This is a genomic window from Pantoea sp. UBA5035, assembly GCF_002415245.1.
In the GTDB taxonomy this organism is placed as follows: Bacteria; Pseudomonadota; Gammaproteobacteria; order Enterobacterales; family Enterobacteriaceae; genus Pantoea; species Pantoea septica.
The window spans coordinates 397457-423434 of the sequence record NZ_DICD01000027.1; the positions used below are offsets into that span (position 1 = coordinate 397457).

22 protein-coding genes are annotated in these 25978 nt (G+C 59.9%); 11 read left to right on the forward strand and 11 right to left on the reverse strand.

The window, feature by feature from the left end:
- Positions 1-92 precede the first annotated feature (92 nt).
- Positions 93-668, forward strand: coding sequence for an Ail/Lom family outer membrane beta-barrel protein (locus B3229_RS18685; RefSeq protein ID WP_286873265.1), 576 nt, complete (start codon positions 93-95; stop codon positions 666-668).
- Positions 669-738: 70 nt separating this feature from the next.
- Here the strand turns inward: B3229_RS18685 and B3229_RS18690 are convergent, their stop codons facing one another.
- The 5 genes from B3229_RS18690 to rstA form a co-directional block, all read right to left on the reverse strand.
- Positions 739-1548 (reverse strand): trypsin-like serine peptidase, encoded by an 810-nt coding sequence (locus tag B3229_RS18690; RefSeq protein ID WP_048781385.1) that lies wholly within the window; start codon positions 1546-1548, stop codon positions 739-741.
- Between the two features lie 285 nt (positions 1549-1833).
- A complete protein-coding gene (gene asr, locus B3229_RS18695) occupies positions 1834-2295 on the reverse strand; it encodes an acid resistance repetitive basic protein Asr (RefSeq protein WP_048781392.1) in 462 nt (153 codons plus the stop codon).
- A gap of 155 nt (positions 2296-2450) precedes the next feature.
- Complete coding sequence (locus B3229_RS18700) at positions 2451-3938, reverse strand: carboxypeptidase M32 (RefSeq protein ID WP_286873269.1); 1488 nt, start codon at positions 3936-3938, stop codon at positions 2451-2453.
- Between the two features lie 20 nt (positions 3939-3958).
- Positions 3959-5260 carry a two-component system sensor histidine kinase RstB gene (gene rstB / locus B3229_RS18705; protein ID WP_286873272.1) on the reverse strand — a complete coding sequence of 434 codons (1302 nt, stop codon included), beginning with the start codon at positions 5258-5260 and terminating at the stop codon, positions 3959-3961.
- A complete protein-coding gene (gene rstA / locus B3229_RS18710) occupies positions 5257-5985 on the reverse strand; it encodes a two-component system response regulator RstA (protein ID WP_286873275.1) in 729 nt (242 codons plus the stop codon). Before rstA ends, rstB begins: the two co-directional genes overlap by 4 nt.
- A gap of 175 nt (positions 5986-6160) precedes the next feature.
- Here rstA and B3229_RS18715 point away from each other — a divergent pair, with 175 nt between their 5' ends.
- The gene (locus B3229_RS18715) at positions 6161-6577 is read left to right on the forward strand and encodes a hypothetical protein (protein WP_048781382.1); all 417 of its coding nucleotides are present in this window, start codon (positions 6161-6163) and stop codon (positions 6575-6577) included.
- On the opposite strand, the gene B3229_RS18720 is transcribed toward B3229_RS18715, so the two are convergent.
- The gene (locus tag B3229_RS18720) at positions 6574-7965 is read right to left on the reverse strand and encodes a basic amino acid/polyamine antiporter (protein ID WP_048781381.1); all 1392 of its coding nucleotides are present in this window, start codon (positions 7963-7965) and stop codon (positions 6574-6576) included. The genes B3229_RS18715 and B3229_RS18720 overlap by 4 nt on opposite strands.
- A gap of 203 nt (positions 7966-8168) precedes the next feature.
- A complete protein-coding gene (gene ydgH / locus B3229_RS18725; RefSeq protein ID WP_286873279.1) occupies positions 8169-9122 on the reverse strand; it encodes a DUF1471 family protein YdgH in 954 nt (317 codons plus the stop codon).
- Positions 9123-9657: 535 nt separating this feature from the next.
- Here ydgH and pntA point away from each other — a divergent pair.
- Positions 9658-11190: a Re/Si-specific NAD(P)(+) transhydrogenase subunit alpha gene (pntA, locus tag B3229_RS18730; protein WP_286873282.1), complete on the forward strand. Its 1533-nt coding sequence runs from the start codon at positions 9658-9660 to the stop codon at positions 11188-11190.
- A gap of 3 nt (positions 11191-11193) precedes the next feature.
- Positions 11194-12582 carry a Re/Si-specific NAD(P)(+) transhydrogenase subunit beta gene (gene pntB / locus B3229_RS18735; RefSeq protein WP_033747091.1) on the forward strand — a complete coding sequence of 463 codons (1389 nt, stop codon included), beginning with the start codon at positions 11194-11196 and terminating at the stop codon, positions 12580-12582.
- Between the two features lie 206 nt (positions 12583-12788).
- Here the strand turns inward: pntB and uspE are convergent, their stop codons facing one another.
- Positions 12789-13751, reverse strand: coding sequence for a universal stress protein UspE (uspE, locus tag B3229_RS18740; protein ID WP_033747093.1), 963 nt, complete (start codon positions 13749-13751; stop codon positions 12789-12791).
- A gap of 174 nt (positions 13752-13925) precedes the next feature.
- The gene (locus B3229_RS18745) at positions 13926-14678 is read right to left on the reverse strand and encodes an FNR family transcription factor (RefSeq protein WP_123802062.1); all 753 of its coding nucleotides are present in this window, start codon (positions 14676-14678) and stop codon (positions 13926-13928) included.
- A 320-nt stretch (positions 14679-14998) separates the two neighbouring features.
- Here B3229_RS18745 and smrA point away from each other — a divergent pair, with 320 nt between their 5' ends.
- Positions 14999-15565, forward strand: coding sequence for a DNA endonuclease SmrA (smrA, locus tag B3229_RS18750; protein WP_048781378.1), 567 nt, complete (start codon positions 14999-15001; stop codon positions 15563-15565).
- On the opposite strand, the gene B3229_RS18755 is transcribed toward smrA, so the two are convergent.
- Positions 15562-16482 (reverse strand): LysR substrate-binding domain-containing protein, encoded by a 921-nt coding sequence (locus B3229_RS18755; RefSeq protein ID WP_048781377.1) that lies wholly within the window; start codon positions 16480-16482, stop codon positions 15562-15564. The two genes, smrA and B3229_RS18755, sit on opposite strands and share 4 nt — an antisense overlap.
- 320 nt (positions 16483-16802) lie before the next feature.
- Between B3229_RS18755 and B3229_RS18760 the strand changes: the two genes are divergently transcribed.
- The 4 genes from B3229_RS18760 to B3229_RS18775 all read left to right on the forward strand — a co-directional run bounded on the left by B3229_RS18760 (position 16803) and on the right by B3229_RS18775 (position 23038).
- Positions 16803-18137, forward strand: a complete 1335-nt coding sequence (locus B3229_RS18760) for an MFS transporter (RefSeq protein WP_286873291.1) — start codon at positions 16803-16805, stop codon at positions 18135-18137.
- A gap of 69 nt (positions 18138-18206) precedes the next feature.
- Positions 18207-19550 carry a 2-oxoadipate dioxygenase/decarboxylase HglS gene (gene hglS / locus B3229_RS18765; protein ID WP_286873294.1) on the forward strand — a complete coding sequence of 448 codons (1344 nt, stop codon included), beginning with the start codon at positions 18207-18209 and terminating at the stop codon, positions 19548-19550.
- A gap of 98 nt (positions 19551-19648) precedes the next feature.
- A complete protein-coding gene (locus tag B3229_RS18770; protein ID WP_286873297.1) occupies positions 19649-21166 on the forward strand; it encodes a carboxylesterase/lipase family protein in 1518 nt (505 codons plus the stop codon).
- 210 nt (positions 21167-21376) lie between these two features.
- Positions 21377-23038 (forward strand): methyl-accepting chemotaxis protein, encoded by a 1662-nt coding sequence (locus B3229_RS18775; protein ID WP_277268688.1) that lies wholly within the window; start codon positions 21377-21379, stop codon positions 23036-23038.
- On the opposite strand, the gene B3229_RS18780 is transcribed toward B3229_RS18775, so the two are convergent.
- The gene (locus B3229_RS18780; protein ID WP_048781372.1) at positions 23035-23877 is read right to left on the reverse strand and encodes a LysR substrate-binding domain-containing protein; all 843 of its coding nucleotides are present in this window, start codon (positions 23875-23877) and stop codon (positions 23035-23037) included. The two genes, B3229_RS18775 and B3229_RS18780, sit on opposite strands and share 4 nt — an antisense overlap.
- Positions 23878-24003: 126 nt before the next feature.
- On the opposite strand from B3229_RS18780, the gene B3229_RS18785 reads away from it, so the two are divergent.
- Both B3229_RS18785 and B3229_RS18790 read left to right on the forward strand, forming a co-directional pair.
- Positions 24004-25164: a methionine aminotransferase gene (locus B3229_RS18785; protein WP_048781371.1), complete on the forward strand. Its 1161-nt coding sequence runs from the start codon at positions 24004-24006 to the stop codon at positions 25162-25164.
- 17 nt (positions 25165-25181) lie between these two features.
- A complete protein-coding gene (locus tag B3229_RS18790; protein WP_033747113.1) occupies positions 25182-25961 on the forward strand; it encodes a transporter substrate-binding domain-containing protein in 780 nt (259 codons plus the stop codon).
- The last annotated feature ends 17 nt before the right edge of the window (positions 25962-25978 follow it).

Consider the following 25978-nt stretch of genomic DNA (forward strand, 5'->3'; position numbering starts at 1 on the left):
GCGGGGATCGGCCGTCGCCGCATTTTTTGGATAAAATCAAGGGCGGCGCGAGACACGCGCCGGATGATTAAATTTAATTAAGGAAGATAAATATGAAGAAGTCTGTTTTATTCAGCCTCATTATGGCTGCTCTGGGAATACACGCCAACGCGAATGCCGATCAACAGACGGTAACCCTCGGCTATGCGCAAAGTAAAGTGCAGGATTTCAAAAGTATCCGCGGGATTAACCTCAAGTACCGCTATGAGTGGGATTCACCGCTGAGCCTGATTGGCTCACTGACCTATATGAGCGGCAGCGGCAGCTATACCCCTTTCACCGGCTCGATGGATATATTCGACGGCGATGCAAAGGTAAAATATTATTCGTTATCTGTCGGCCCCGCCTGGCGCTTTAATCAATATATCAGCGTCTATGGCCTGCTGGGTCTTAATTACAATAAAGTCGACTATCGCGAAAGCTGGTATAACTACGAAGGACGTTACGTCTATATGGGCGACACCTCTCTCAGCGAGAAAAAAACCTCCCTGATGTACGGCGCAGGCGTGCAGATTAATCCCATGGATAATCTGGCGATCGATATCGGCTATGAGGGATCGCGTCTCGACGTAGCCGATAAAGAGATGTCGATCGACGGCTTTATTCTTAACCTGGGCTACACCTTCTGAAGCTGGCGTTCAGCGATAAAAAAAGGCGCTGCCGGCAAATCCGGCGCGCCTTTTCTTTTCTTACTTCGTTTTACTGCGCCAGCGCTTCTAGCCTGTCGCGGAACGAGGTTACCGCGATAGCGCGGTTATCGGCCAGGTAGCGATCTTTCGCCGCCGGCGCCGAACTCTGCACCGCGATCAGCTGCCAGCCTTTCTCGTTTTTCAGCAGCAGCGGCGAACCGCTGTCGCCCGGCAGCGTGTCGCACTGGTGCGACAGCACGGCGCGCTGCGCCCAGCCAGTAATCAGGCAGTCGCTGTGGGAGTAGAGCGTGTCCAGGTGATCTTCGGGATAGCCCGCCTGGGTGACTTTACGGCCCGCCTCTTTAAGGGCGGCGGTGAGATCGCTGCGCGATCCGTCGAACAGCGGAATCGGATTAATGGCGGAAGGCGGATTGCGCAGGATCACCAGGCCGTAGTCGAACGGCGCGGCGTCGCTGGGGACGATCCAGCCTTCGCCGTCCGCTTTCAGCTTGCGCGCCAGCGCCGGCTCAACGCGCGCGTCGATATCGTGGATTTCATAGCGCCAGCCGCTGTCGCTCGCCATAAAGCGCAACGCCACCGGCTTGTCGAATTTGCCCGGCGGCGTCAAGAGGCAGTGTCCCGCCGTCAGCGCCAGGTGGGCGGAGATTAGCGTGGCGGTGCACAGATTGCCGCTCTCGGTTTCCAGCTGACCAATGGCGTCCCAGGGCGCGGCCGTGACGTCGCCGATCGCCTTGCGGTGATCTTTGCCAAAGAAAAGCATTTTGATTTCATCGGGATTCGGCGCATCGTCATCATCATCGGCGTGGGCCAGAGTGGTGAAACAGAACAATCCAGTCAACAGCAAAATAGCCAGGCGCATAGGTCTCTCAATGGCGAGATTTAAGAAGAGGTTATTGTCATCACGCTTGCGCAATAACTATAGTCGGTGAGCGGTAAAAAAGGGAGATTTATTGGAATAATCAGCACGCTACAACGACTAAATAAAAAAGAAGGCCGCGATGAAGCCGCAGAGGATCATCACCAGCAGGATTATTTCAAAACGATAGCGACGCACCATTTCCGCAACTCCAGTAACGAAACACCCGGCAGAACCGGGTGTTTTTATTAGTCAACGCTTCTTAAGGCGCAGGGTGCGCGACCTTAATTATTTAGCAGCGGCTTTCTTGGCAACTTTGTGGTGCTTTTTAGCAGCCTGAGCTTTCTGCGGCGCAGCGGCTTTCTTGGTGGCTTTGTGATGCTTTTTAGCAGCCTGAGCTTTCTGCGGCGCAGCGGCTTTCTTCGCTACTTTGTGATGTTTTTTCGCAGCCTGGGCTTTCTGTGCAGTTTCTGGCTTAGCCGCTTTTTTGTGGTGCTTTTTAGCGGCCTGCGCTTTCTGCGCAGCGTCTTTTTTCACTGCTTTTTTGTGGTGCTTTTTAGCAGCCTGCGCTTTCTGAGCGGCTTTGTGTTTTTTGTGCGCGGTTTTGTGTACGGTTTTAGCCGGCGCAGCGGAAGGGGTAGTGGTGGTCGCAGCAGGGGCTGCAGCCGGCGCTGCGGTGGTTTCAGCAGCGAAAGCAACAGAAGAGAGACCCATAGCAGCGGCGATGACCAGTGCAAACAATTTTTTCATTGCAAATTCCTCGAACATTTTTTTCATGTGTAGCCCACTGCGGGGCCGGTGAAAAGACTATAAAAAAAACGAGGATCGGTTTCCGTGGGTGTTTGGTATCGGCGTGTAACCGATTGTACAAAACGGGAAAAGGGCGGCCGCGAAGGCCGCACAGATTAGCGATTCAGGTAGCGTTGTTCAAGATGCTGGCGGAAAAAGCGCGGGTTCAGCGCTTCGCCGGTGGCGTTGATCAGCAGCTGCTCGGTCGGGAAACGGCTGCCGTGCTGCCAGATGTTCTGCTGCAGCCAGTCGAATACCGGCTGTAGTTCGCCATGCTCCAACCGTTCGCCTAAATCGGGCAGCGCTTTCTTCACCGCCTGGAACAGCTGCGCCGCGTACATGGCGCCCAGCGTGTAGGTCGGAAAGTAGCCGAAGGCGCCGTCGGTCCAGTGAATATCCTGCATGCAACCGTCGCGGTAGTTGCCGCGGGTATCCAGCCCTAAAGCCTGCATCATCTTCTCATCCCACAGCGCGGGAATGTCCTCGACCTCGATGTCGCCTTCAATCAGCGCGCGCTCAATCTCGAAGCGTAAAATCACGTGCGCCGGATAGCTCAGCTCATCGGCGTCGACGCGGATAAAGCCGGGTTTGACGCGCTGCGTCAGGCGCACGAAGTTTTCCGCGTTCAACGCCGACTGCGCGCCAAGCTTGTCGCTCACCTGCGGCAGAATGCGCTGCAGGAACTCGCGGCTGCGGCCCAGCTGCATCTCCATAAACAGGCTTTGCGACTCGTGGATGGCGGTCGATCGCGCCAGGCCTACCGGCTGGTCGCGCCACTGCTGCGGCAGGCCCTGCTCGTAGCGCGCATGGCCGGTCTCATGGATAACGCCCATCAGGGCGCTAAGAAACTCCTCCTGATTGTAGCGCGTGGTGATGCGTACATCTTCCGGCACGCCGCCGCAGAAGGGGTGCGCGCTGACGTCGAGACGGCCGTGGCGGAAATCGAAGCCCAGAGTTGTCATTACGCTCAGGCCGAGCTCGCGCTGCGCGGCGATAGCGAAGGGCCCCTGCGGCAGCTCGACAGGCTCCTGCGCCTGCTTTTCCACCACGCGCTGCAGCAGATCGGGCAGCCAGCTTTTTAGTTCGCCGAAGGTGGCGTCCAGCTTCGCGCCGGTCATGCCCGGCTCGTAGAGATCGAGCAGGGCGTCGTAGCGCGAGGTGTTATTCGCCTCCGCGCGTAGCTGCGCCTCTTCGCGGCTCAGGCGCACCACCTCTTTCAGGTTGGCGGCAAAGCCCTGCCAGTCGTTCGCCGGACGCTGTTCGCGCCAGGCCTGCTCGCAGCGCGAACCGGCCAGCGATTTCGCCTCGACCAGCGAGGCGGGCAGCAGCGACGCCTGCTGCCAGGCGCGCTGCATCTCGCGCAGGTTGGCGCGCTCGACGTCGTTCAGGTCAGCCTGCTCGGCCTCCTGAATCAGTTCGCCGACGCGGGGATCGGTCAGGATCTCATGGCGCAGCACGCCCATCTCCGCCAGCGCTTCGCCGCGCGCCTGACTGCCGCCGGTCGGCATCATGGTCTGCATGTCCCAGCCCGCGACCGCCATCAGATGGCCGAAGCGGGAGAGGCGCTGGAATGTCGCACTAAGTTGTTGATAAGCAGTAGTCAACAGAAACTCCTTGTTAAGGTTTATCGCGCCGAAGCGTCACGCAAAGGTAGATCAACCGGCCAGCAAAAGCGAACGCTGGCGCCGCCGAGCGGGCTGCCTTCGATGCTGACGTGGCCGCCGAGCGCCTGCGCGATAGAGTGAACAATAGCGAGTCCCAGACCGCAGCCGCCAGTGGCGCGGTCGCGGCTCGGATCGAGGCGAACAAAGGGCTCGAAGACGCGTTCGCGCTCCTCGGCCGGAATGCCGGGGCCGTCATCTTCCACCTGCAGGCAGCCGAGCGCGCCGTCGAACCACAGGCTGACGCGCAGCCGGTGACCGGCGTAGCGCAGCGCGTTGTTGACGAGGTTGTCCAGCACGCGCTCCATCAGGCGGGTGTCGGAAACCCCGTGATTTTCGCGCTGCGGCAGGTCGAGATCGATCTGCGTGTGCGGATTAAGGGCGCGCACGTCGTTAATGTGTTCGCGCAGCCAGTTCGCCAGGTCGAGCGAGGTCAGGTTGAGATCGACGCGCGGACGGTCGAGCCGCGCATAGGTCAACAGCTCCTCAATCAGACTCTCCAGCTGGCCGATATCGCGATTGATGGCGGCAGATTCGCCCGCGGTGAGATTATCGCTCATCTCCAGCCGGTAGCGCAGGCGCACCAGCGGCGTGCGCAGCTCGTGGGCGATGCCGTCGATCAGCTGCTTTTTGCTCGCTACCAGCGTATTGATATTTTCCGCCATCTGGTTAAAGGCGACCCCCAGGCGGAACAGGCTGGAGGTGTTGTCGAAATGGGTGCGCACATCCAGCTCGCCGCGACCGAAGCGCTGCGCCGCAATCTCCAGGCGCTGCATCTCTTTCCAGTGCGGCCGCATCCAGATAAACACCGGCAGCGCCAGCGACATGCCGATAAACACTAGCAGCGCGATATCCAGCAGCCGCATCTGATGCAGATAAAAGAGGTAGGGGATCGGACCGACGGAGAGCACGTAATGGCTGCGCGGAATATGCTGCAAAAAGGTGTACTGATCGTCCAGCGCGACAATCTCGCCGGCGCGCAGCCGGCGCATATCGGGCTCGTCGAGCTGATATTTGCTCATCGGCTCGATATGCAGGTCGAACGACAGGCCGAGATCGAGGCTTTTAATGGTTCTGTTCCAGTCGCGCGGCGGAATTTCGCGCAGCTCGCTGCGGATCAGATAGAGCGAACTCGCCATCAGGTCGTTCATCGACTGTCTGCCGGCGCGCTCGGCGGTAAATTTGTAGACCAGGCCCACCAGCAGCGCCATCACCAGAAAGCAGACGAAGAGCAGCAGATAGAACTGGATAAACAGTTTTCTCATGCCTGGGTGTCCCACGCCTGCGGGGCGAATAGATAGCCCTTGTTGCGGATGGTTTTAATGCGGAAAGGCTCGGTGGCGCTGTCGTGCAGCTTTTTACGCAGGCGGGAGATCGCCACGTCGATGCTGCGATCCAGGCCGTCGTAGCTGACGCCGCGCAGGGTTTTCAGCAGCGCGTCGCGATTGAGGATTTGACCGGCGTGCGTGGCCAGCTCCCACAGCAGGTCGAAGTCGGCGGTGGAGAGCACGATCTGCTCGCTGAACAGCGTCACTTCGCGATTCAGCGCGTCGATGGTGAGCGAGCCGAAGCGCAGCAGCTTCTGTTTTTGCGCCGTGGCAGGCGCGGGCGCGTCGTCGCCCTGGCCGAGCTGCGCCTGGCGCAGATGCAGCCGCAGCCGCGCCAGCAGCACCGCGGGCGGGGTGGTTTTCAGGATATAGTCCTGCGCGCCCATCTCCAGCGCCAGAATATGGTTCATGTCGCTGTCGAGCGAGGTGAGCAGCACAATCGGGCCCTGCCACTGGCTGCGCAGATCGCGGCACAGGGTCATGCCGTCTTTGCCTGGCAGCATGATATCCAGCATCACGAGGTCCGGCTGTTCGGCCGCAATGACCGCTTCGGCGCGGTCGCCGCGCGTCTCGACGATCACCTCGATATCGTGGCGGCCAAGGTAGGCCGCAATCAGCGAACCTACTTCAGGTTCGTCTTCAACAAAAACGATTTTATTCATAATCCACTGCGACAAATAAGCCTGGCGAGCAGCATAGCTTTTCCCGGTCCTGAGCACTATGCCACCGCACGAAATATCCCTGCGTTACTGGTATCTGCACGGCAAAATGTGCCATCATTAACAGCGCGTTTAAGCAAGGTTCTGAACCATAATGAAAAACAGAGGGAGAGAGAGGGTGTCTGATAAAGAGCTGGCTTCAGCCGTATACAGTGACCGCATCTGCCTGAACTACAGTGATTTTCTCTCCGCCTCCTGCAAAAAACGCTGGAGCTTCGTTGACGCCATCTACGGCGTGATGCCGATTTTCGGCATGGTGACGCGTAAATCCTCGGCTCGCAGTCTACAGGCGAGCGACGAGCATCTGAAAGAATTAGCATTACAAATCATTTCGACCCAGGTCAGCGACGAAATCAATATCGCTCGCCTCATTACCCTGGCCGAACAGCAGCACATCAGCCGCTTCGATATCCAGCTGCCTTATCCGCTCTCCGCGCAGCAGCTGGAGGCGATCCATCAGGAATACCGCAAACCGCTCAATCTCACACAGCAGGATGACCTGCTGTGTGTGGCGATCCCCGGTCAGCCGCACTAAACCACCAGCTGCCACATCGCGGGCAGCGACGCCGCCATCAACAAGCCAATAGCCACGCGCTCCAGCTGGGTCAGCGAGACGTCGCCGCGTCCGCCGCGACGGGCGAAGAGAAACAGCAGCAGGCCTGGCGCATAGAGCACCACCGACAGCAGCAGATGCAGCGGCCCTGAGGCGTAGAGCAGCCATAGTCCATAAAGGCTGGCGCCGAGACCGACCGCCAGCGCCAGCGGCTGCGCTTTGCCGCGCGTCAGCTTCACCAGATAGAGTCCCACCAGCAGGTAGGGCACCAGGATCATCTCTGAGGCGATGGTCAGCAGCGTGTTGTAGTCGGCGTGGGTCAGTGCGATCAGGATCAGGCAGATCTGCACGCTGCCGTTGGTCAGCCAGAGCGAGGCGGCAGGCGCGCCGCGCGGGTTCTGGCGCGCGATGCTGCGCGGGAAGGCGCCCTGCTGCGCGGCGATCAGCGGCACTTCCGCCGCCATGATCGTCCAGCTCAGGTAGGCGCCGCACACCGACACGATCAGGCCGGCGGCGATCACCGCATCGCCCCAGTGGCCCATCAGGCGCGTCATCAGCCCCGCCATTGACGGGTTGCGCATCTGCGCCAGTTCGGCGCGCGGCACGATGCCGAGCGACAGCAGCGTCACCAGCAGATAGACCAGCAGCGCCGCCAGCACCGCCAGCAGGGTGGCACGACCCACATCCTTTTTATGCCGCGCGCGGGCAGACACCACCACCGCGCCTTCCACGCCGATAAATACCCACAGGGTAATCAGCATGGTCTGCTTCACCTGCTCCCACAGCGGCACGCCGAGCGTAAGGCCGGAAAAATCGAAATGGAACTGGTCGTAATTAAAGGCCGCGACCGCCAGCACCACGAACAGCAGCAGCGGCACCAGTTTGCCGAGCGTCGCCAGCAGATTGATGCCTGCCGCGGTCTGTACGCCGCGCAGCACCAGAAAATGCACCATCCACAGCAGCAGCGATGCGCCCAACATCGCCTGCCAGGTATTGCCGTCGCCGAACACCACGCGGTCAGGCGTGTCGGTAAAAAAGCTCAGCGCCGAGAAAACGATCACCAGATAGGAGACATTGGCGATTACCGCGCACAGCCAGTAGCCCCAGGCGGAACAGAAGCCGAGCAGCTCGCCGAAACCGGCGCGCGCATAGGTAAAGATACCGCCGTCGAGGTCCGGCTTCAGCCGGGTGAGCAGCAGCATCGCCAGCGCCAGAAACAGGATGCCGACGCCGGTGATCAGCCAGCCGATCAGCAGGGCGGCCGGACCTGCCACCGCCGCCATATTCTGCGGCAAACTGAACACGCCCGCGCCGAGCATTGAGCTGAGCACCAGCGCGGTAAGCGCGCTGAGACCTAATTTTTTCTCCAAAATACCCTTCCCGCTAGCATAAGTGGCTGGATTATGTTCTGAGCGGCGAATTTAACCGCGCTGTTTTGCTTTTACATGACGGATTCGCCTAAAAGCAGGGCGCAGATTCTACGGAGTGCGAAAAGGGATGGCAATGCGTGGTTATGCAAAATTGTGAAGGGATAATACAAACAGCAGGGCGGCGGGCGCCGCCCTGAAGGAAATTACTTGAAGAGATCGGCAGTGACGGTGAGGTTGCCGCCGCTCTGGTTCTGCCACTGGCGGGTCACGTGGTAGAACTTCGCCCCTTTATCCGCGGCGCGTTTCGCGACTTCTTCCGAGATTTCGGTCGGCGTGCCGAAGTGGCCGGTAAAGGTCACGGTGTCAAACGGCTGCATCTGCGCGGCGGTGATGGCGTTCACTTCCTGGATCGACTGGCCGTTGGCGAGTTTCACGGTGTAGCGCTGGCCGGTAGAACTCTGAGTTTCGAAGAAGCGACCGACGCTGCTGCTCGGGGTCTCCGATGAGGCGACGCCCGGGATCTCCACGCGTTTCGCCGCTTCGCCGCCCGCCGCCAGCGCCGCTTTGCCCGCTTCGGAGTTTGCCGGGATCAGGTTCGGGCTCTGCACCTTACGCTCTTTCGCGTCGGCCTTATAGACATAGGCGGTCACGTACTGGTTGCCGCCGTTGTTGGCGTCCACCTGGCGCACGATAAAGAACGAGGCGGCGCCTTTCTCTTTCGCCGCTTTGCTGATGGCGTCGTTAACATCCGGCTGGCTGGCGAAGAAGCCGCTGACGCTTACGGTGTCGAACGGCTCCAGACGGAAGGCTTCCGCCTTCGGCAGCTCTTTCACGCCGTTCATAACGCGGTAGGTGGTGGTGTCGTTCGCTTTCGGCGCGTCCGCTTTATAGAGATCGGCCGTCACGCGCCAGTTGCCGCTGTTGCCGTTGCTGTCGTTGATGCCCTGAATGTAGTAAGAGGCGGCGCCCAGCTCATCCGCACGTTTTGACACGGCGTCGGCCGCATCGTTAATCGCATTAAAGCGGCCGGTGATGTTAATACGTTCGAATGGTTTCAGCTCGGCCGCTTTTTCCGGCGTCAGTTCCTGCGCGGCGAATGCGTTGCCCGCGAGCAGGGATAACAAGGTTGACGCCAGAATGGTGTTCTTCAGCTTCATAAAAATGATCCTTCGCCTTACGCAAAATGAGTACGAAAACGTGCTGGACTCTTGATGTATAACAGATTAGCCGATGATTATTGCATGTTATAAACAGGCTGTCGCAGCCAATTTATGCGACAAATCACGGGAAATTGATAGTGAAATTCATCATGGCGTCATGCAAATTTGCTAAGGACGTTTTTTGTACTGATTATCAGTAAAGGTGGTAATGCTTAGTACTGAAACAGTTAATGCATTGTTAAATAAAGGTTTTTATTAACCGGATATTCGTCATGACACGATTCTGCTTAGCAGAATATATTTCAAACTTTTCAATTTGCAGTCGCATAGCGCGGCTTTTCTCTTTTGACGCTGAATAATCGTATGAATGTCACTGACAGAGGTTCTGATTGTAGATCGCTGTTCATATTTTCAGTAGGTTATAAATACTTTGATACAAGTGCATTTCGTTCATAAGCGCCTGAAACCCTGTTTCAGGCGCTGCGTCGTTATGCAGTCGACAGGCCATCATCAATCGATGAAAGGGATGAATATGTTAATTGGAATACCCAAAGAGCGATTGCCCAACGAGGCGCGCGTGGCGGCGACGCCGAAAACCGTGGAGCAGCTTATCAAACTGGGTTTTAGCGTTGCCGTCGAGCATGATGCGGGTAAACGCGCCAGTTTTGATGACGAGAGTTTCGTCGCCGCAGGCGCCACTCTCTGCGACAGCCAGCAGATCTGGCAGTCCGATATCGTGCTGAAGGTCAACGCGCCCGACGACGAGGAGATCGCTCTGACCCGTGCGGGAAGCACGCTGGTGAGCTTTGTCTGGCCGGCGCAGAACGCGGCGCTTCTGGAGAAGCTGGCGGCGCGTCAGGTGACCGTGATGGCGATGGATGCCGTGCCGCGCATCTCGCGCGCCCAGTCGCTGGATGCGCTCAGCTCAATGGCCAACATCGCCGGCTATCGCGCCATTGTCGAAGCCGCCCATGAGTTCGGCCGTTTCTTTACCGGACAGATTACCGCGGCGGGAAAAGTGCCGCCGGCGAAAGTGATGGTGATCGGCGCGGGCGTCGCCGGCTTGGCAGCTATTGGCGCGGCGGGCAGCCTCGGTGCCATCGTGCGCGCCTTCGATACCCGCCCGGAAGTGAAAGAGCAGGTGCAGAGCATGGGCGCCGAATTCCTTGAGCTCGATTTCGAAGAGGAAGCGGGCAGCGGCGACGGCTATGCGAAAGTGATGTCGGAAGCCTTTATCAAGGCGGAGATGGCGCTGTTCGCCGCGCAGGCGAAAGAGGTCGACATTATCGTCACCACGGCGCTGATTCCGGGCAAACCGGCGCCGAAGCTGATTACCGCCGAGATGGTCGCCAGCATGAAGCCGGGCAGCGTGATTGTCGATCTGGCGGCGCAAACCGGCGGCAACTGCGAACTGACCGTCGCCGATTGCGTTACCCTCAGCGACAACGGCGTGAAGATCATCGGCTATACCGATCTTCCCAGCCGCCTGCCGACCCAGTCCTCGCAGCTTTACGGCACCAACCTGGTGAACCTGATGAAGCTGCTGTGCAAAGAGAAGAACGGCGAAATCGCCATCGATTTCGACGATGTCGTGGTGCGCGGCGTAACCGTGATCCGCGACGGCGAGGTCACCTGGCCCGCGCCGCCGATTCAGGTCTCCGCCGCGCCGAAAGCCGCGCCTGCGGCCGCGCAGCCTGTCGTTAAGGAGGCGGCGAAGCCTGCGCCGACCTGGCGCAAGTATCTGCTGCTGGCGCTGGCGATCGTGCTGTTCGCCTGCCTTGCCAACGTCGCGCCAGCGGAGTTCCTGTCGCACTTCACCGTGTTCGCGCTCGCCTGCGTGGTCGGCTACTACGTGGTATGGAATGTCAGCCACGCGCTGCATACGCCGCTGATGTCGGTCACCAACGCCATCTCCGGCATTATCGTGGTCGGCGCCGTGCTGCAGATGGGGCACGGCGGCTGGGTCACCTTTATTTCGTTTATTGCGGTGCTGATTGCCAGCATCAATATTTTCGGCGGTTTCACCGTCACCCAGCGCATGCTGAAAATGTTTCGTAAGGGGTAACCGATGTCTGGCGGATTAGTAACTGCAGCATACATTGTTGCCGCGATTCTGTTTATTTTCAGCCTGGCGGGGCTCTCGAAGCATGAGACCTCGAAGCAGGGCAATCTCTTCGGCATCAGCGGGATGGCGCTGGCGCTGCTGGCGACCATCTTTGGTCCCGACAGCGGCAACGTCGCCTGGATTTTGCTGGCGATGGTGATCGGCGGCGCTATCGGCGTGCGTCTGGCGCAGAAGGTCGAAATGACCGAAATGCCGGAGCTGGTGGCGATCCTGCACAGCTTTGTCGGCCTGGCCGCGGTGCTGGTGGGCTTCAACAGCTTTATCGATCATGGGCCGGGCCTGCCTGCGGTGATGGAGAATATTCACCTGACCGAGGTCTTCCTCGGCATCTTTATTGGTGCGGTGACCTTTACCGGCTCGCTGGTGGCGTTCGGCAAGCTGCGCGGCAAGATTTCGTCGCGTCCGCTGATGCTGCCGCATCGCCACAAGCTCAACCTGCTGGCGCTGGTGGTCTCTTTCCTGCTGCTGCTGTGGTTTGTCCGCACCGAAAGCACCGGCGCGCAGGTGTTCGCGCTGCTGCTGATGACGCTGATCGCGCTCGCCTTCGGCTGGCATCTGGTGGCCTCTATCGGCGGCGCCGATATGCCGGTGGTGGTGTCGATGCTTAACTCCTACTCCGGCTGGGCGGCGGCGGCGGCGGGCTTTATGCTGAGCAATGACCTGCTGATCGTTACCGGCGCGCTGGTGGGGTCGTCGGGCGCCATCCTCTCTTACATTATGTGTAAAGCGATGAACCGCTCCTTTATCAGCGTGATCGCCGGCGGCTTCGGCACCGACAGCAGCGCGGGCGGGGAGAGCGAAGAGGCGGGCGAGCATCGTGAAATCAGCGTGGAAGAGACGGCCGAACTGCTGAAGCACTCATCATCGGTGATTATCACCCCAGGCTACGGCATGGCGGTGGCGCAGGCGCAGTACCCGGTGGCGGAGATCACCGAGAAGCTGCGCGCGCGCGGCGTCAAGGTGCGCTTCGGCATTCACCCGGTCGCGGGACGTCTGCCAGGCCATATGAACGTGCTGCTGGCGGAGGCGAAAGTGCCTTATGACGTGGTGCTGGAGATGGATGAGATTAACGACGACTTCGCCGATACCGACACCGTACTGGTCATCGGCGCCAACGACACCGTTAACCCGGCGGCGCAGGACGATCCGCGCAGCCCTATTGCGGGCATGCCGGTGCTGGAAGTGTGGAAGGCGCAGAACGTCATCGTGTTTAAGCGTTCGATGAATACCGGCTATGCCGGCGTGCAGAATCCGCTGTTCTTTAAAGAGAACACGCAGATGCTGTTCGGCGACGCCAAAGCGAGCGTGGAAGGGATACTGAAAGCGCTGTAACCAAAAGGGCGGCCAGCTGGCCGCCCTGAAGTCGCTGCACATCATAAAATGCGAGTGACAAGGACCGAAGAGCAAAGCGTCCCGCGCCAGGGAAGGCGCGGGTCGAGCTGCCAGGGATGGCGATTTTGCGTCTTTGCGATCGGGCTTTGTCACTGGCATCAGCACAGTGTAGAAATTAAAGGGCGGCCAGCTGGCCGCCCTTGCTCTTATTCCTCATCATCCTCTTCGTCGTCATCATCGAGCGTAATGGGCGAATTAAAATCGTCAGGCTTGATCGCCAGCAAGTCGCAGCGCAGATGGTCGATAACCTGTTCCGCCGTATTGCCGAGAAATGCCGCCGACAGGCCGGTGCGCCCGATGGTGCCGAGCACCACAATCCCGGCGCTGAGCTGACTGGCGATATCGGGGATCACCTCTTCAGGCAGCCCTTTGGCGACGTGGGTAAACTCCTCGCGGATCGCGAACTTCTGACGCAGCGCCTTCATCGCCACCAGATGCTGGCCGCGGATTGCGTCGTTATAGACGCTGGGATCGAAGTCGGGCAGTTCAATCGCGATATTGATCGGGGTAATGGGGTAGGCGCCCACCAGATGCACCTCGGTGTGGTTCACCATCTCCGCCAGCCGCGTGGTTTCGCGGATCAGCTTCTGATTCAGCTCATCGTGGTGCGGCTCTTCGCTGGCGAGGTTAACCGCAACGACAGCTTTGCCGCCTTCCGGCCAGGGCTGATCTTTCACCATCCACACCGGGCAAGGGCACTTGCGCAGCAGATGCCAGTCGGTAGGGGTAAAAATCACCGCTTCCAGCCGGTCGTGCTGATGCGCCATCTTCAGCACCAGATCGTGCCCGTGCGCCAGCACCTCCTGGATAATCGCCTCATAGGGGCGGTTATGCCAGACCACCTTAATTTCGATCTCCACGCCCGCTTCAAGATAGGCGCGCGCCTGCTCGCGGATCCACTCGGTGCGCTGGCTGATCACGCCTTGCCGCATCGAGGCGCGCTCGTCAGGGGAGAGCAAGGTGGTCATCTCATACGAGAAGTCGTAAATCGGCAGATAGGCTTTGATTTTGCCGCCGATACGCTGATTAAGGTAAACCGCGCGGCGCAGCGCCGGCTGATCGTCTTGCTGGGGATCGATAGCGACCAGCATATTTTGGTAGCGGGACATAGGGAATAACTCCTTAAACCAAGGCGAACTGGTTTAAAGATAGCCTAAGTTAAGGACGGGAAGAAGCGGAAAAGTTGCTGTGGGATCAATAAACTAACAAATTTGCGGCGCGAATCAGAGTTGCAGAGGCGTTGCGGCCATACCTGCAACTCTAATCATTAGGCGGCCAATTAATTAAGCAGCCTGAACGCTCTGACCGGCCAGTTCGGACAGCAGGTCATGGTTTTCAATGGTGATATATTTGCCTTTCACCGCCAGCATGCCCGATTTCTGAAAACGACCCAGCAGGCGGCTGATGGTCTCGACGGTCAGGCCGAGATAGTTGCCGATGTCGCCGCGCGTCATCGTCAGACGGAACTCACGCTGCGAGAAGCCGCGCTGGCCGAAACGGCGGGAAAGATTCCAGATAAACGCGGCCAGTCGTTCTTCGGCGTTTTTCTTCGACAGCAGCAGGATCATATCCTGGTCGCCTTTGATTTCGCCGCTCATCAGACGCATCATCTGCTGGCGCAGAGCCGGCATTTTGCCTGACAAATCGTCCAGCGTTTCGAATGGGATCTCGCAGACCATCGCCGTTTCCAGCGCCTGCGCGAAGCTCGGGTGGTTGCCGCTCATAATGGCGTCAAAGCCGACCAGGTCGCCCGCCAGGTGGAAGCCGGTAATTTGCTCGTCGCCCTGTTCGGTGATGGTATAGCTCTTGATGGTGCCGGAGCGGATAGCGTAGAGCGATTTCAAATCATCGCCCGCTTTAAACAGCGTCTGACCTTTTTGAATCGGTTTTTTGCGCTCGATAATATTGTCGAGCTGATCCAGCTCATGTTCGTTCAGGGTGAACGGAATGCACAGCTGACTAATGCTGCAGTCCTGACAGTGGATGGCACAGCCACCAGACTGAATACGGCGAATGGTGCGTTTTTCAGTGATCATAATGTACGCTCGACGATTATTGACTGGGGTCAATTTTAACATTTTTTGTGCTGAAGGGAACTCGTCCGAGCAGTTTTAGGCTTATAAAGAGTAGGGATGTCAGGCGTGGCGCGGAACCGCGCTGTAGCAAGCCCTGCGCGTCACATTTTTGCGATCTGGCACGAAAACTTTCCACTTTTTTGATCCCGATGCGTATTTTCTAAACAGCAATCTGGCGCGATTCAGCGCTGGCGCACCTTTTTTGGCGTTTGCTACTATTGCATCTGCAGAGACGGATTTGATCTCTGCTCCTTAATTGATCTGGCGTGAGAGAAATTACTATGAACCTGGACGATGAAGACCTGTTTCGGGATGCCATGGGTGACGTCACTCCATTGAAAGACAGCGCCAGCACCCTGTGGCTAAAATCGCCCTCGACTAAAGCGCCGCGTCGGCCTGACGCAGAGGCGGAAGAAGAGAACTTTTTGACGCGCGGCTACCTCGACATCATTCCCCTTACTACGCCGCTGGAGTACAAAGCTGACGGCATTCAGCAAGGGGTGCTGGATAAGCTGCGCAAAGGGGAATACAAGATGGACGCCAGCCTGAACCTGCTGCGCCAGCCGGTGGAGACCTGCCGTCAGGCAGTGTTCAGCTTTATGCAGCAGGCGCGTAAAGAGGGGTTGCGCAATTTACTGATCATTCATGGCAAAGGGCGCGACAACGAATCCCATGCCAATATCGTGCGCAGCTATCTGGCGCGCTGGCTGCGTCAGTTTGACGACGTCCAGACCTTCTGTACCTCGCAGCCGCAGCACGGCGGCGCGGGCGCGCTCTATGTCGGCCTGCGTAAGACCGAAAAGGCGCGGCTGGACAACCGCGAGCGGCATGCGAAACGCAGCCGTTAATCCGGCGCCTTGCGGATGGTCGCCATCAGGATCTCAGCGCTAAGGCTTAAAGGGTGACCGGTACGGGTAATAATCCCTACCGGTTCCCCTGGCCCGGATGAGCTGATGGGCAGGGCGCACAGCGCGTTATGCGCCAGATCTTCTTTGATCGCGCCCGACGGCACAAACCAGACGTAGTCATAGCGCAGCGCCAGCTGACGCGCCAGTGAGGTAGACGAGGTTTCAACACAGGTGCTCGGCAGGGTGCAGCCCTGTTCATCGAGCATCTGCTGCGCGATGCGGCGCGGCGCGGTGCCTTCCGGCGAAATCACCACCGGCCACTGCATCGCCCGGGAAAGAGTGACATTGTCACTTAAAAGCGGGTGTTCAGGTCGCACCACCAGCTTGAGGGATTCAAGAAACAGCAGCTCATAGGTGAGTCCGGCCATCATATCGCTGTCTGCCATACGGCCGATGCCGATCTCGAATTCGCCCGCGCGCAGCCCGGCGAGCAGCACATTATTGTGCAGAGTGGCGACCTGCACGGTCGCATGGGGCTGCTGCTGGTGAAAACGATCGAGGATTTGCGGCAGCATGCCCATGGCTGCGGTGGTCAGCGCGCCGAGGCGGATCACCACCGGACGCGTCGACACCGGCAGGTTAACGCTCTGGCCCGCGTGGTTGAGCGCGTCCAGCACCTTCACCGCGTGGATCAAAAACTGCTCGCCCATGGTAGTGAGTTGCGCGCCAAGTCGGCCGCGCTCAAACAGGCGAACGCCCGTCAGCTCCTCAAGCTCGTTAAGGGTTTTTGACAACGCAGGCTGGCTCAGGCTGAGCGTTTCCGCCGCGCGACCCAGGGTTCCCTGCTGCGCCACCGCAACAAAGGTATGAAGATGGCGCAAGCGAATGCGCTGATTGAAAAGGATATTTTTGTCCATCTCTCAAACTTAATGAGTTTTACCGCCGATCGGCAACCAGTAAAGCTGGGTTTTGTTAACTTTGCTGCAAAATAAAATTAACAAAAAGCGGCGTTTTACGCGAGTTATTGATAAAGCGACAAAATTAGCTGACTGATGAGCCGTGTCAGCAGATTGAATTGATCCCACCAGCGCAAATTCAACAGGTTAACGCTTTAATGTTGAATAATTCTCAATATCATATAAAAATCAGGCGTCTTATCGTTAACGATGGGCTATCATAACCGCCGTTTTTTTTACCAAAACTGATGCCTCAGGGTGAGCGCAGTGAGGAGTTCGCAGTGACCAGCGTCGAAGCCGTGGACGTTCGCCAGTTAATCAATCAGTCAGCGCTCAGCCGCTGGCAAAAGCGTCTGATCGCGCTCTGCTTTATCGTCGTTGCCCTTGACGGCATGGATATCGCATTGATGGGCTTTATCGCGCCGACGCTGAAGGCGGGTTGGGGAGTGACCAACCATCAGCTTGGCGTGGTGATCAGCGCGGCGCTGGTCGGGCTGGCGCTCGGCGCAATGCTGGCGGGGCCGCTGGCCGATCGCTACGGTCGACGCATGATGATTATCCTCAGCGTCTTTTTCTTCGGGCTCTGGACGCTCGCCACTGCGCTGGCGAACAACATCGAGCAGATGATGCTGTTTCGCTTCCTTACCGGTCTGGGGCTGGGCGCGGCGATGCCCAACGTCGGCACGCTGGTGGCGGAGTATGCGCCGGAGCGCCGCCGCGCCTTTCTTATCACCGTGGTGTTCTGCGGCTTTACCTTCGGCGCCGCCAGCGGCGGTTTCGCCGCCTCCTGGCTGCTGCCGCGCTATAACTGGCATGCCGTGATGTTGCTGGGCGGCATTCTGCCGCTGGCGGTTCTGCCGTTTCTGGTGCGCGGCCTGCCGGAGTCGGTGCGCTTTCTGATCAGCCGCCGCGCGCCGGCGACGCGCATTCACGCCATTCTCGAGCGGATGCTGCCAGGCGCTACGCGGCCCGACAGCGCGTTCCACTCTCAGGAGCCGACGCTGCCGACGCAGGGCGCAATCGCTACCGTGGTATCGCGACGTTATCTGTTCGGTAGCCTGATGCTGTGGGGCGGCTATTTTATGGGCCTGTTCCTGGTCTATCTGATCGGCAGCTGGCTGCCGTCGCTGATTAATACGCTGGGCATGTCGGTCACCGAAGCGGCCATTATCACCGCGATGTATCAGGCGGGCGGCACGCTTGGCTCGCTTTTCGCCGGCTGGCTGATGGATCGCTTCAACGCCACGCTGGCGCTGGCGGCAATCTACTTCTGCGGCGGACTGGCGATCGTCGCGCTGGGCTTTTCCCCGGCGGAAGTCGGGATGATGAGCGGCATCGCTTTCCTGAGCGGCTTCTGCTTCAACGGGGCCAACACCGGCATGAATGCGCTGTCGGCCAGCTATTATCCCACCCATGCGCGCGCCACGGGCTCCAGCTGGATGCACGGCGTCGGACGCGTCGGCGCCATCCTCAGCGCCTTTGTCGGCGCGGAGATGCTTTCGCTTGGCTGGTCTTTCAGCCTGATCTTTGTGCTGCTGGCGATCCCTGCGCTGCTGACCACATTGATGCTGGTGATGAAAAACCGCTTCGGCTTTAAGCCGATCACAAATCCGTAACTTTTTCGCCTGCCGACAGCGCGTTGCTCTACAGTAGCAGCAATCTCGATCACGTCAGGAGCAGGCAGCATGAATCACTTCCTTAGCGCAGATGCTATTCGTACGCGCTTCTCGCAGGCGATGTCCGCTATGTATCAGCAAGAGGTGCCGCAGTACGGCACCCTGATGACGCTGGTCCAGCGCGTTAACGAGGGCTGTTTAACCGAACGTCCCGCGCTGAAACGCCGACTGGCCGCGGCGGAGGAGCTGGACCGCCTTAACCTTGAGCGTCACGGCGCCATTCGCGTCGGCACGGCGCAGGAGCTTTCGACGCTGCGGCAGATGTTCGCGGTAATGGGCATGGAGCCGGTCGGCTATTACGATCTCTCGCAGGCAGGCGTGCCGGTGCACTCCACCGCGTTTCGGCCGGTGAGTGACGCGGCGCTGCGGCGCAATCCCTTTCGCATTTTTACCTCGCTGCTGCGGCTGGAGCTAATCGACGATCTCTCGCTGCGGGAAAAAGCGGCGGCGATTCTGGCGCAGCGCGATATTTTTACGCCGCGCTGCCGGACGCTGATTGCCCAGCATCAGCAGCAGGGCGGCCTGGAGGAAGCGGACGCCGACGCCTTCGTTAAAGAGGCGCTGGAGACTTTCCGCTGGCACGCGCTGAGCACCGTCGACAGCGCCACCTATCAGGCGTTAAGCCAGCAGCACCGTCTGGTCGCCGACGTGGTCTGCTTTCCGGGATGCCATATCAACCACCTGACGCCGCGCACCCTCGATATCGACCAGGTGCAGGCGCTGATGCCGGAATACGGCATCGATCCCAAGGCGCTGATTGAAGGACCGCCGCGGCGCGAGGTGCCGATTCTGCTGCGTCAGACCAGCTTTAAAGCGCTGGAGGAGCCGGTAATTTTCCAGCAGGGCGAAAGCGGCACCCATACCGCGCGCTTTGGCGAAATCGAGCAGCGCGGCGCGGCGCTGACGCCGAAAGGCCGCGCGCTCTACGATCGTCTGCTGGCGGCAGCCGGCACCGGCGTCGACAACCAGCAGCATCAGCAGCATTTGGCCGAGGTGTTTCGCGCTTTTCCCGATGATGAGCACAGCCTGCGCGAACAGCAGCTCGCCTGGTTTGACTACCGGCTGAGCGAACAGGGCGAGGCGCAGCCGCCGCAGCCGGGCGAATCGCTGGCGGCGCTGATCGAACAGGGCCGCATCATTGCCGATCCTATCGTGTACGAAGATTTCCTGCCGGTCAGCGCGGCAGGCATCTTTCAGTCGAATCTGGGCGATCGGACGCAGGGCCGCTCCGCCGGTCACGCCAGCAGGGCCGATTTTGAAGCGGCGCTGGGCGCGCCGGTGCAGGATGAAATGCGGCTTTATCAGGCGCGGCAGCAGCAATCGCTGGCCCGGTGCGGTTTCCATGAGGCCTGACGGCGTCGATTCAGCATAATCTGCAAATGCACTAAGGACATAGACAACATCTTAACGCCCTGTAGATAATGCCTTAACGCTTTATCAGGGAACAGGTAATGAAAAACAGACGACCTCTGCGCCTCAGCACTGCCGAAGGCGAGCTAAGAGGAAGTATGGATGATGATCTCTTTGTCTTTAAGGGTATTCCATATGCCGCCGCGCCGGTAGGCGCGCTGCGCTGGCGCGCACCACAGCCGGTTACGCCGTGGCACGAGGTGCGCGATGCGACCGAGTTCGGCGCCGCCTGCTGGCAGAATCGCGCGCTCTGCGCTGTCGCGGGCGGCGGCGATCCCGGTCCGCTCAGCGAAGACTGCCTCTATCTTAACGTCTGGACCCCCGACGTCGAACCTGCGCGGCCGCTGCCGGTAATGGTGTGGCTGCACGGCGGCGGCTTCGTGATGGGATCGGGCGGGCTGGCGCCGTATAACGGCAAGCCGCTGGCGGCGCGCGGCGCCGTGGTGGTGACGATTAATTACCGCCTCGGCCACCTCGGCTTTTTCGCCCATCCGGCGCTGGACGCGGAATATCGCGACGGCGGCATAGTCAATAATTTCGCCTTGCTCGATCAGATTGCCGCGCTGCAGTGGGTGCAGCGCAACGTTCCCGCGTTTGGCGGCGATCGTGACAATGTCACATTATTTGGCGAATCCTCCGGCGCGCGCAGCGTGCTTTCGCTCTGCTGCTCGCCGCTGGCGGAAGGGCTGTTTCATAAAGCTATCGTGCAGAGCGCCTACAGCCTGCCGGATAAACCGCGCAAAGCGGCGCTACAGCAGGGCGAGCAGGTCGCGGCGCATTTCGGTCTGCCCAACGCCACTGCGCAGCAGCTGCGCGCGCTGCCTGCCGACGCCTTCTGGCCGCTGGAGTCGCCTTTATGGCACGGGCCGGTGCCGATTGCCGGCGACGCCGTGCTGCCCCAGCCGATGCTCAACACCTTTATGGCGGCGCGCCAGCATCGCATTCCGCTTATGGCGGGCAGCAACAGCGACGAAGCGAGCGTGCTGGAATACTTCAATGTCGACAGCGCCAAGGTGATGCGCCAGCTGCGCGTCAACCGGCCGTTCAGCTACCGGCTGCTGAAGTGGCTTTACGATATTCACGACGACCGTCTGCTGGGACGCGCGGCGGCGCGCGATATGGCCTTCAGCGTTATGCCGTGGATCCTGATGCGCGCGCAGCACAACGTCGGCATGCCGGGCTGGCGCTACTGGTTCGACTATATCTCCGAGCAGTCGCGCGATCTCTATCCGCACGGCGCCTGGCACGGCAATGAAGTGCCCTATACGCTCAATACCCTCACGGCGATGCAGCCCGCCGACAGCGAACGGCCCTATACCGCTGCCGATCGCGCCTTTGCCCAGCGCATGGCGGATTACTGGTTAGCCTTTGCGCGCGACGCGAGCGCATTCAGCCACAGGCTGGAGGGCGAGATAAGCTGGCCCGCCTGGCATCCCGGCGAAGACGTCACGCTGGCGTTCGGCGAGGGCGGAAAAGAGGCGCTGCAGCTAAAGCGCAATTTCTTACGCGCCCGACTGAGGCTGTTTCGCCTGATGATGAAAAGCATGGTGAAGCTTTGACGGCTAATTAATAAGGCGCCGGCAAGGTTTATCACCCATTAATGCTGGCGCGAATGCCGTTAAATCATCAGGTTACCTCTGCGTCGCGCAGGCGCATTGAGCAACTTTATTGCTAACTAAAAGGCTGTACCTTCCTTAATCCCTGCCGATAACGCCTTTATGCCCGAGATTATCGGGCCCCTCTCGGTTTTCACCGTCAAGGATTTGGCTATGGGTATATTAAAAAACTTCACGATTCGCGCCGTTATGCTGTGGATTCTCGGCCTGTTTTGCCTGTTGTGGTGCGCGGTGGGCTGGTTCAGCGTCCATTCGCTCGGCGAGCTCAGCAACGGCAATGATGTCGACCGCCATCTGGTCGCGCAGATGACCACCTTAAGCAAGGGCAACGACCAGTATTTCCGCGTCATTACGCGCCTGTCGCGCGTGATGGAGATGAAAGCCGGCGGCGCGCAGCCAGCCGACGCCGACTGGAAACCGGTACAGCAGGCGCTGGACAATATGACCCAGCAGCTGGCGCAGTTTAAGCAGATGGCGCCCGGCCCGATGGAGCCGCAGATCGTCGACCAGACCATCGCCAACTGGCAAAAGCTGCTCGATGAGGGCGTGACGCCGCAGCTGGAGAAGGCGCGCCAGGGGTCGCTTGAGGTTTATCGTCAGCACGCCAGTACGGTGACGCCCGCGCTGAGCCGCGCCTTTGGCGCCAGCGCCGAAGCCTTTAACCAGGCGGCGGCGATTAAGCTCGATCAAACCCGCGTTAACGTAGATCGCCTGACCGTGCTGACCAAAATCACGCTGGTGGCGGCGGTGTTCGCCGGCCTGCTGATCCTGCTGTTTACCGATCGCTATCTGGTCGCCATGCTGGTTAAGCCGCTGGACCGTATCCGCGAGCATTTCGCCGTGATCGCCACTGGCGATCTCAGCCAGCCGGTTACGCCGTTCGGCCGCAACTGCGTCGGCAAACTGGTGCCGCTGTTGAGCGCCATGCAGGATAGCCTGCGCGAAGCGGTAAGCGCCATTCGCAGCGGCACCGAAAATATTTCCCGCGGCGCGGCGGAGATTTCGGCAGGCAACAACGATCTCTCTTCGCGCACCGAAGAGCAGGCGGCGGCGCTGGAGCAGACCGCCGCCAGCATGGAGCAGCTGACCGCGACGGTGAAATTCAACGCCGACAACGCCCGCCAGGCCAGCAGGCTGGCGGAAACCGCCTCGTCGACCGCGCAGCAGGGCGGCCAGCTGGTGAGCGAAGTGGTCTCTACCATGAACGGCATCTCCGGCAGCTCGAAAAAGATCGCCGAGATCACCAGTGTCATTAACGGCATCGCCTTCCAGACCAATATTCTGGCGCTGAACGCGGCGGTGGAAGCGGCGCGCGCCGGCGAGCAGGGCCGCGGCTTCGCGGTGGTCGCCAGCGAGGTCCGTAATCTGGCGCAGCGTAGCGCCGCCGCGGCGAAAGAGATCGCCGCGCTGATTGAGGATTCCGTGCAGCGCGTGGACAAGGGGGCGGCGCTGGTGGGCAATACCGGCAACACCATGCACCATATTCTTAAGTCGGTGCAGGACGTGGACGCCATCATGAAGCAGATCGCCGCCGCGTCGGAAGAGCAGAGCAAAGGCATTTCGCAGGTCGGCGTCGCCGTCACCGAAATGGACAGCGTTACGCAGCAGAACGCCTCGCTGGTGGAAGAGGTCTCCGCCGCCGCTGCCGCGCTGGCGCGTCAGACCGAATCGCTGGAAGCCTCCGTCTCCCGCTTCCGCCTCTCGTCGCAGGAGCCGCTGGCCAGCGCGCCGTCACGCAACAGCCGTCCGGCCCCGGCCGCCGGCGGCACGCCGCGTCTTAAAGAGGAGTCAGGCGCCGACTGGGTCACCTTTTAAGCGCGTGACAGCCACGCCGCCAGATCCGCGAGGTAAGGCGGCGCTTCCCTGACCGGGCGTTGCAGCAAACTGTAGGCCGCCCCGGTTTTCACCCGGCTGGCGAACGGCGCAATCAGACGCCCGTTCGTCAGATCGCTCTCCACCAGATTGATATCCGCCACCGTTACGCCAAACCCCTGTATCGCCGCGCTGATCGCCAGATCCATGGTGCTGAAGTGTTGATTACGCGTCATCGTCAGCCTGGTATTCTGGGCGCTGAGCCACAGCTGCCAGTCGCGAGTATCGCCGGTAGGGTGCAGAAAAGTCATGGAAGCCAGCGCCTCGGGCGAGGCGGGCGGCGCGGCGTCGGCCGCCATCACCGGCGTTATCGCCTCGTCAAACAGGTGGATCGCCCCAGGCGGCGGCGTGCCGTACAGAATAGCGGCGTCGAACCCCTCCAGCTGCGCGTGATGCTCCAGCGTGGTGGTCAGCGCGACGTGCAGCTCCGGCCGCTGCTGCTCCAGCGCCACCAGCCGCGGCACCAGCCAGCGCATGGCGCAGGTCGGCGCCTTGAGCCGGATCACGCCATGCTGGCGCATCGCCTTGTCCGTCGCGCCCGCTATCAGCTCGAACCCCTGACGCAGATCCGGCAGCAGCGCCGCGCCCTGCGAGGTCAGGCGCAGGCCGCGCGCGTGGCGCTCGAACAGCGCGAACCCCAGATAGTGTTCAAGGGTGGCGATTTTGCGGCTCACCGCGCCCTGAGTTATACAGAGTTCGCCCGCCGCGCGCGTCAGGTTGAGATGACGCGCGGTTACCAGGAAAGCGTGTATGGCGTTAAGCGGCAGAGAACGCGGCATCATCACTCCAGCTATGCAAATTAGTCATGGCTATTATGACAACAATTCGCTTGTCGGCTCAAGCGCCGGGTCGTTGAATAGATATCAACGAAATCGACATTTTTATGCAGCCGCGCAGGAGCCCGCACGATGAAAAGCAGCGTTAACCTTACCTCGAAACTGCCCGACGTTGGCACCACCATCTTCAGCGTCATCGGCCAGCTCTCCGCGCAGCACCAGGCCATTAACCTGTCGCAGGGCGCGCCCAACTTTCCGTGCGATCCGGCGCTGGTGGAAGCGGTCAGCCGCGCCATGCGCGAAGGGCATAACCAGTACGCGCCGATGACCGGCTGGCCCGCGCTCAAAGAGGCGCTGGCGGCCAAGGTGGCGGCGCTCTACGGCCAGCATTACGATCCTGCGACCGAAGTGCTGATTAACGGCAGCGCCAGTCAGGGCATCTATATGGCGATCGCGGCGCTGGTGAACCCGGGCGACGAGGTGATTTTTTTCGAGCCCGCTTTCGACAGCTACGCGCCGGTGGTGCGTTTGCAGGGCGGCACGCCGGTTGGCCTGAAGCTGCAATTCCCTGACTACGCCATCGACTGGGAGGCGCTGCGCGCTGCGCTGACGCCGCGCACCCGCATGATCATTATTAACACGCCGCACAACCCGAGCGCGCAGGTGTTGACGCCTGCCGATCTGGCGCAGCTGGCAGCGCTGACGCGCGGCACCGATATCGTGGTGCTTTCCGATGAAGTCTACGAGCATATCCTGTTCGACGGCCGCGCCCACTGCGGTATGGCGACTCATCCAGAGCTGGCGCAGCGCAGCGTTATCGTCTCCTCTTTCGGCAAGACCTTTCACGTGACCGGCTGGCGCGTCGGCTACTGCCTTGCGCCGGCCGAGCTGATGGAGGAGCTGGTCAAGGTGCACCAGTTTATGATGTACGCCGCCGATACGCCGATGCAGATCGGCTTTGCGCACTATCTGCAGCGCGCCGAGAACTATCTGTCGTTGTCGGCGTTCTATCAGCAGAAGCGCGATCGCCTGGTGACGCTGTTGCAGGATTCGCCCTTTAAACTGCTGCCGTGCGCCGGTTCGTTTTTTGTTTTGGCCAGCTACGGACATTTCAGTGACGAACCTGACAGCGAGATGGTAAAACGTCTTATCGTCGAACAGGGCGTGGCAACCATCCCGCTTTCGGCGTTTTATATGGACGGCACCGATAACAACGTGATTCGTCTCTCTTTTGCAAAAGACGACGCCACCCTGCAGCGCGGCGCAGAGGCGCTCTGTCGGGTGAAGGGTTAATCTCAGGGGAAAACAAAATGAAAAAAATCAATGCGCTGTTTCTTGCGCTCGGCATGATGAGTTCGGTGCACGCGCTGGCGGCGGAAACGCTGCGTTACGGCCTTGAATCGCAGTATGCGCCGTTTGAGAGCCGCAATGCGCAGGGCGAGCTGGAAGGGTTCGATATTGAGCTAGGCAAGGCCATTTGCGCGACCGGCAATTTTAACTGTCAATGGGTAGAGAGCAGCTTCGACGCCTTGATCCCGGCGCTGCAGGCGAAGAAGTTTGACGCCATTAACTCGGCGATGAATATCACCGAGGCGCGGGCGAAAAGCATCGACTTCACGAAGCCAATCTACCGCATTCCAAGCATGCTGATCGTGAAAGAGGGCGAGAAGCTGCAGCCGACCGCTGAAGCGCTGAAGGGCAAAAATATCGGCGTGCTGCAGGGCTCGATTCAGGAGACCTATGCCAAGAAGCACTGGGAGCCCCAGGGCGTGACCGTGACCTCCTATCAGGATCAGAATCAGGTTTATAACGATATGGTCGCAGGCCGTCTGGACGGCACACTGGTGATGTCCGCCGCCGGCCAGTCGGGCTTCCTCGATAAACCGCAGGGCAAAGGCTTTGTTTTTGCCGGCAAGGCAGTCGAGGATGACGCGATTCTCGGCTCCGGCATCGGTTTCGGCCTGCGTAAGGGCGATACGAAGCTGAAGCAGGAGCTGGATGCGGCGATCACCAAAATTCAGGATGACGGCACGGTGAAAAAGCTGGCGGCGAAATATTTCCCCGGCATTGACGTCAGCGCGACGAAATAGCAAAAAAGGCGGCCGAA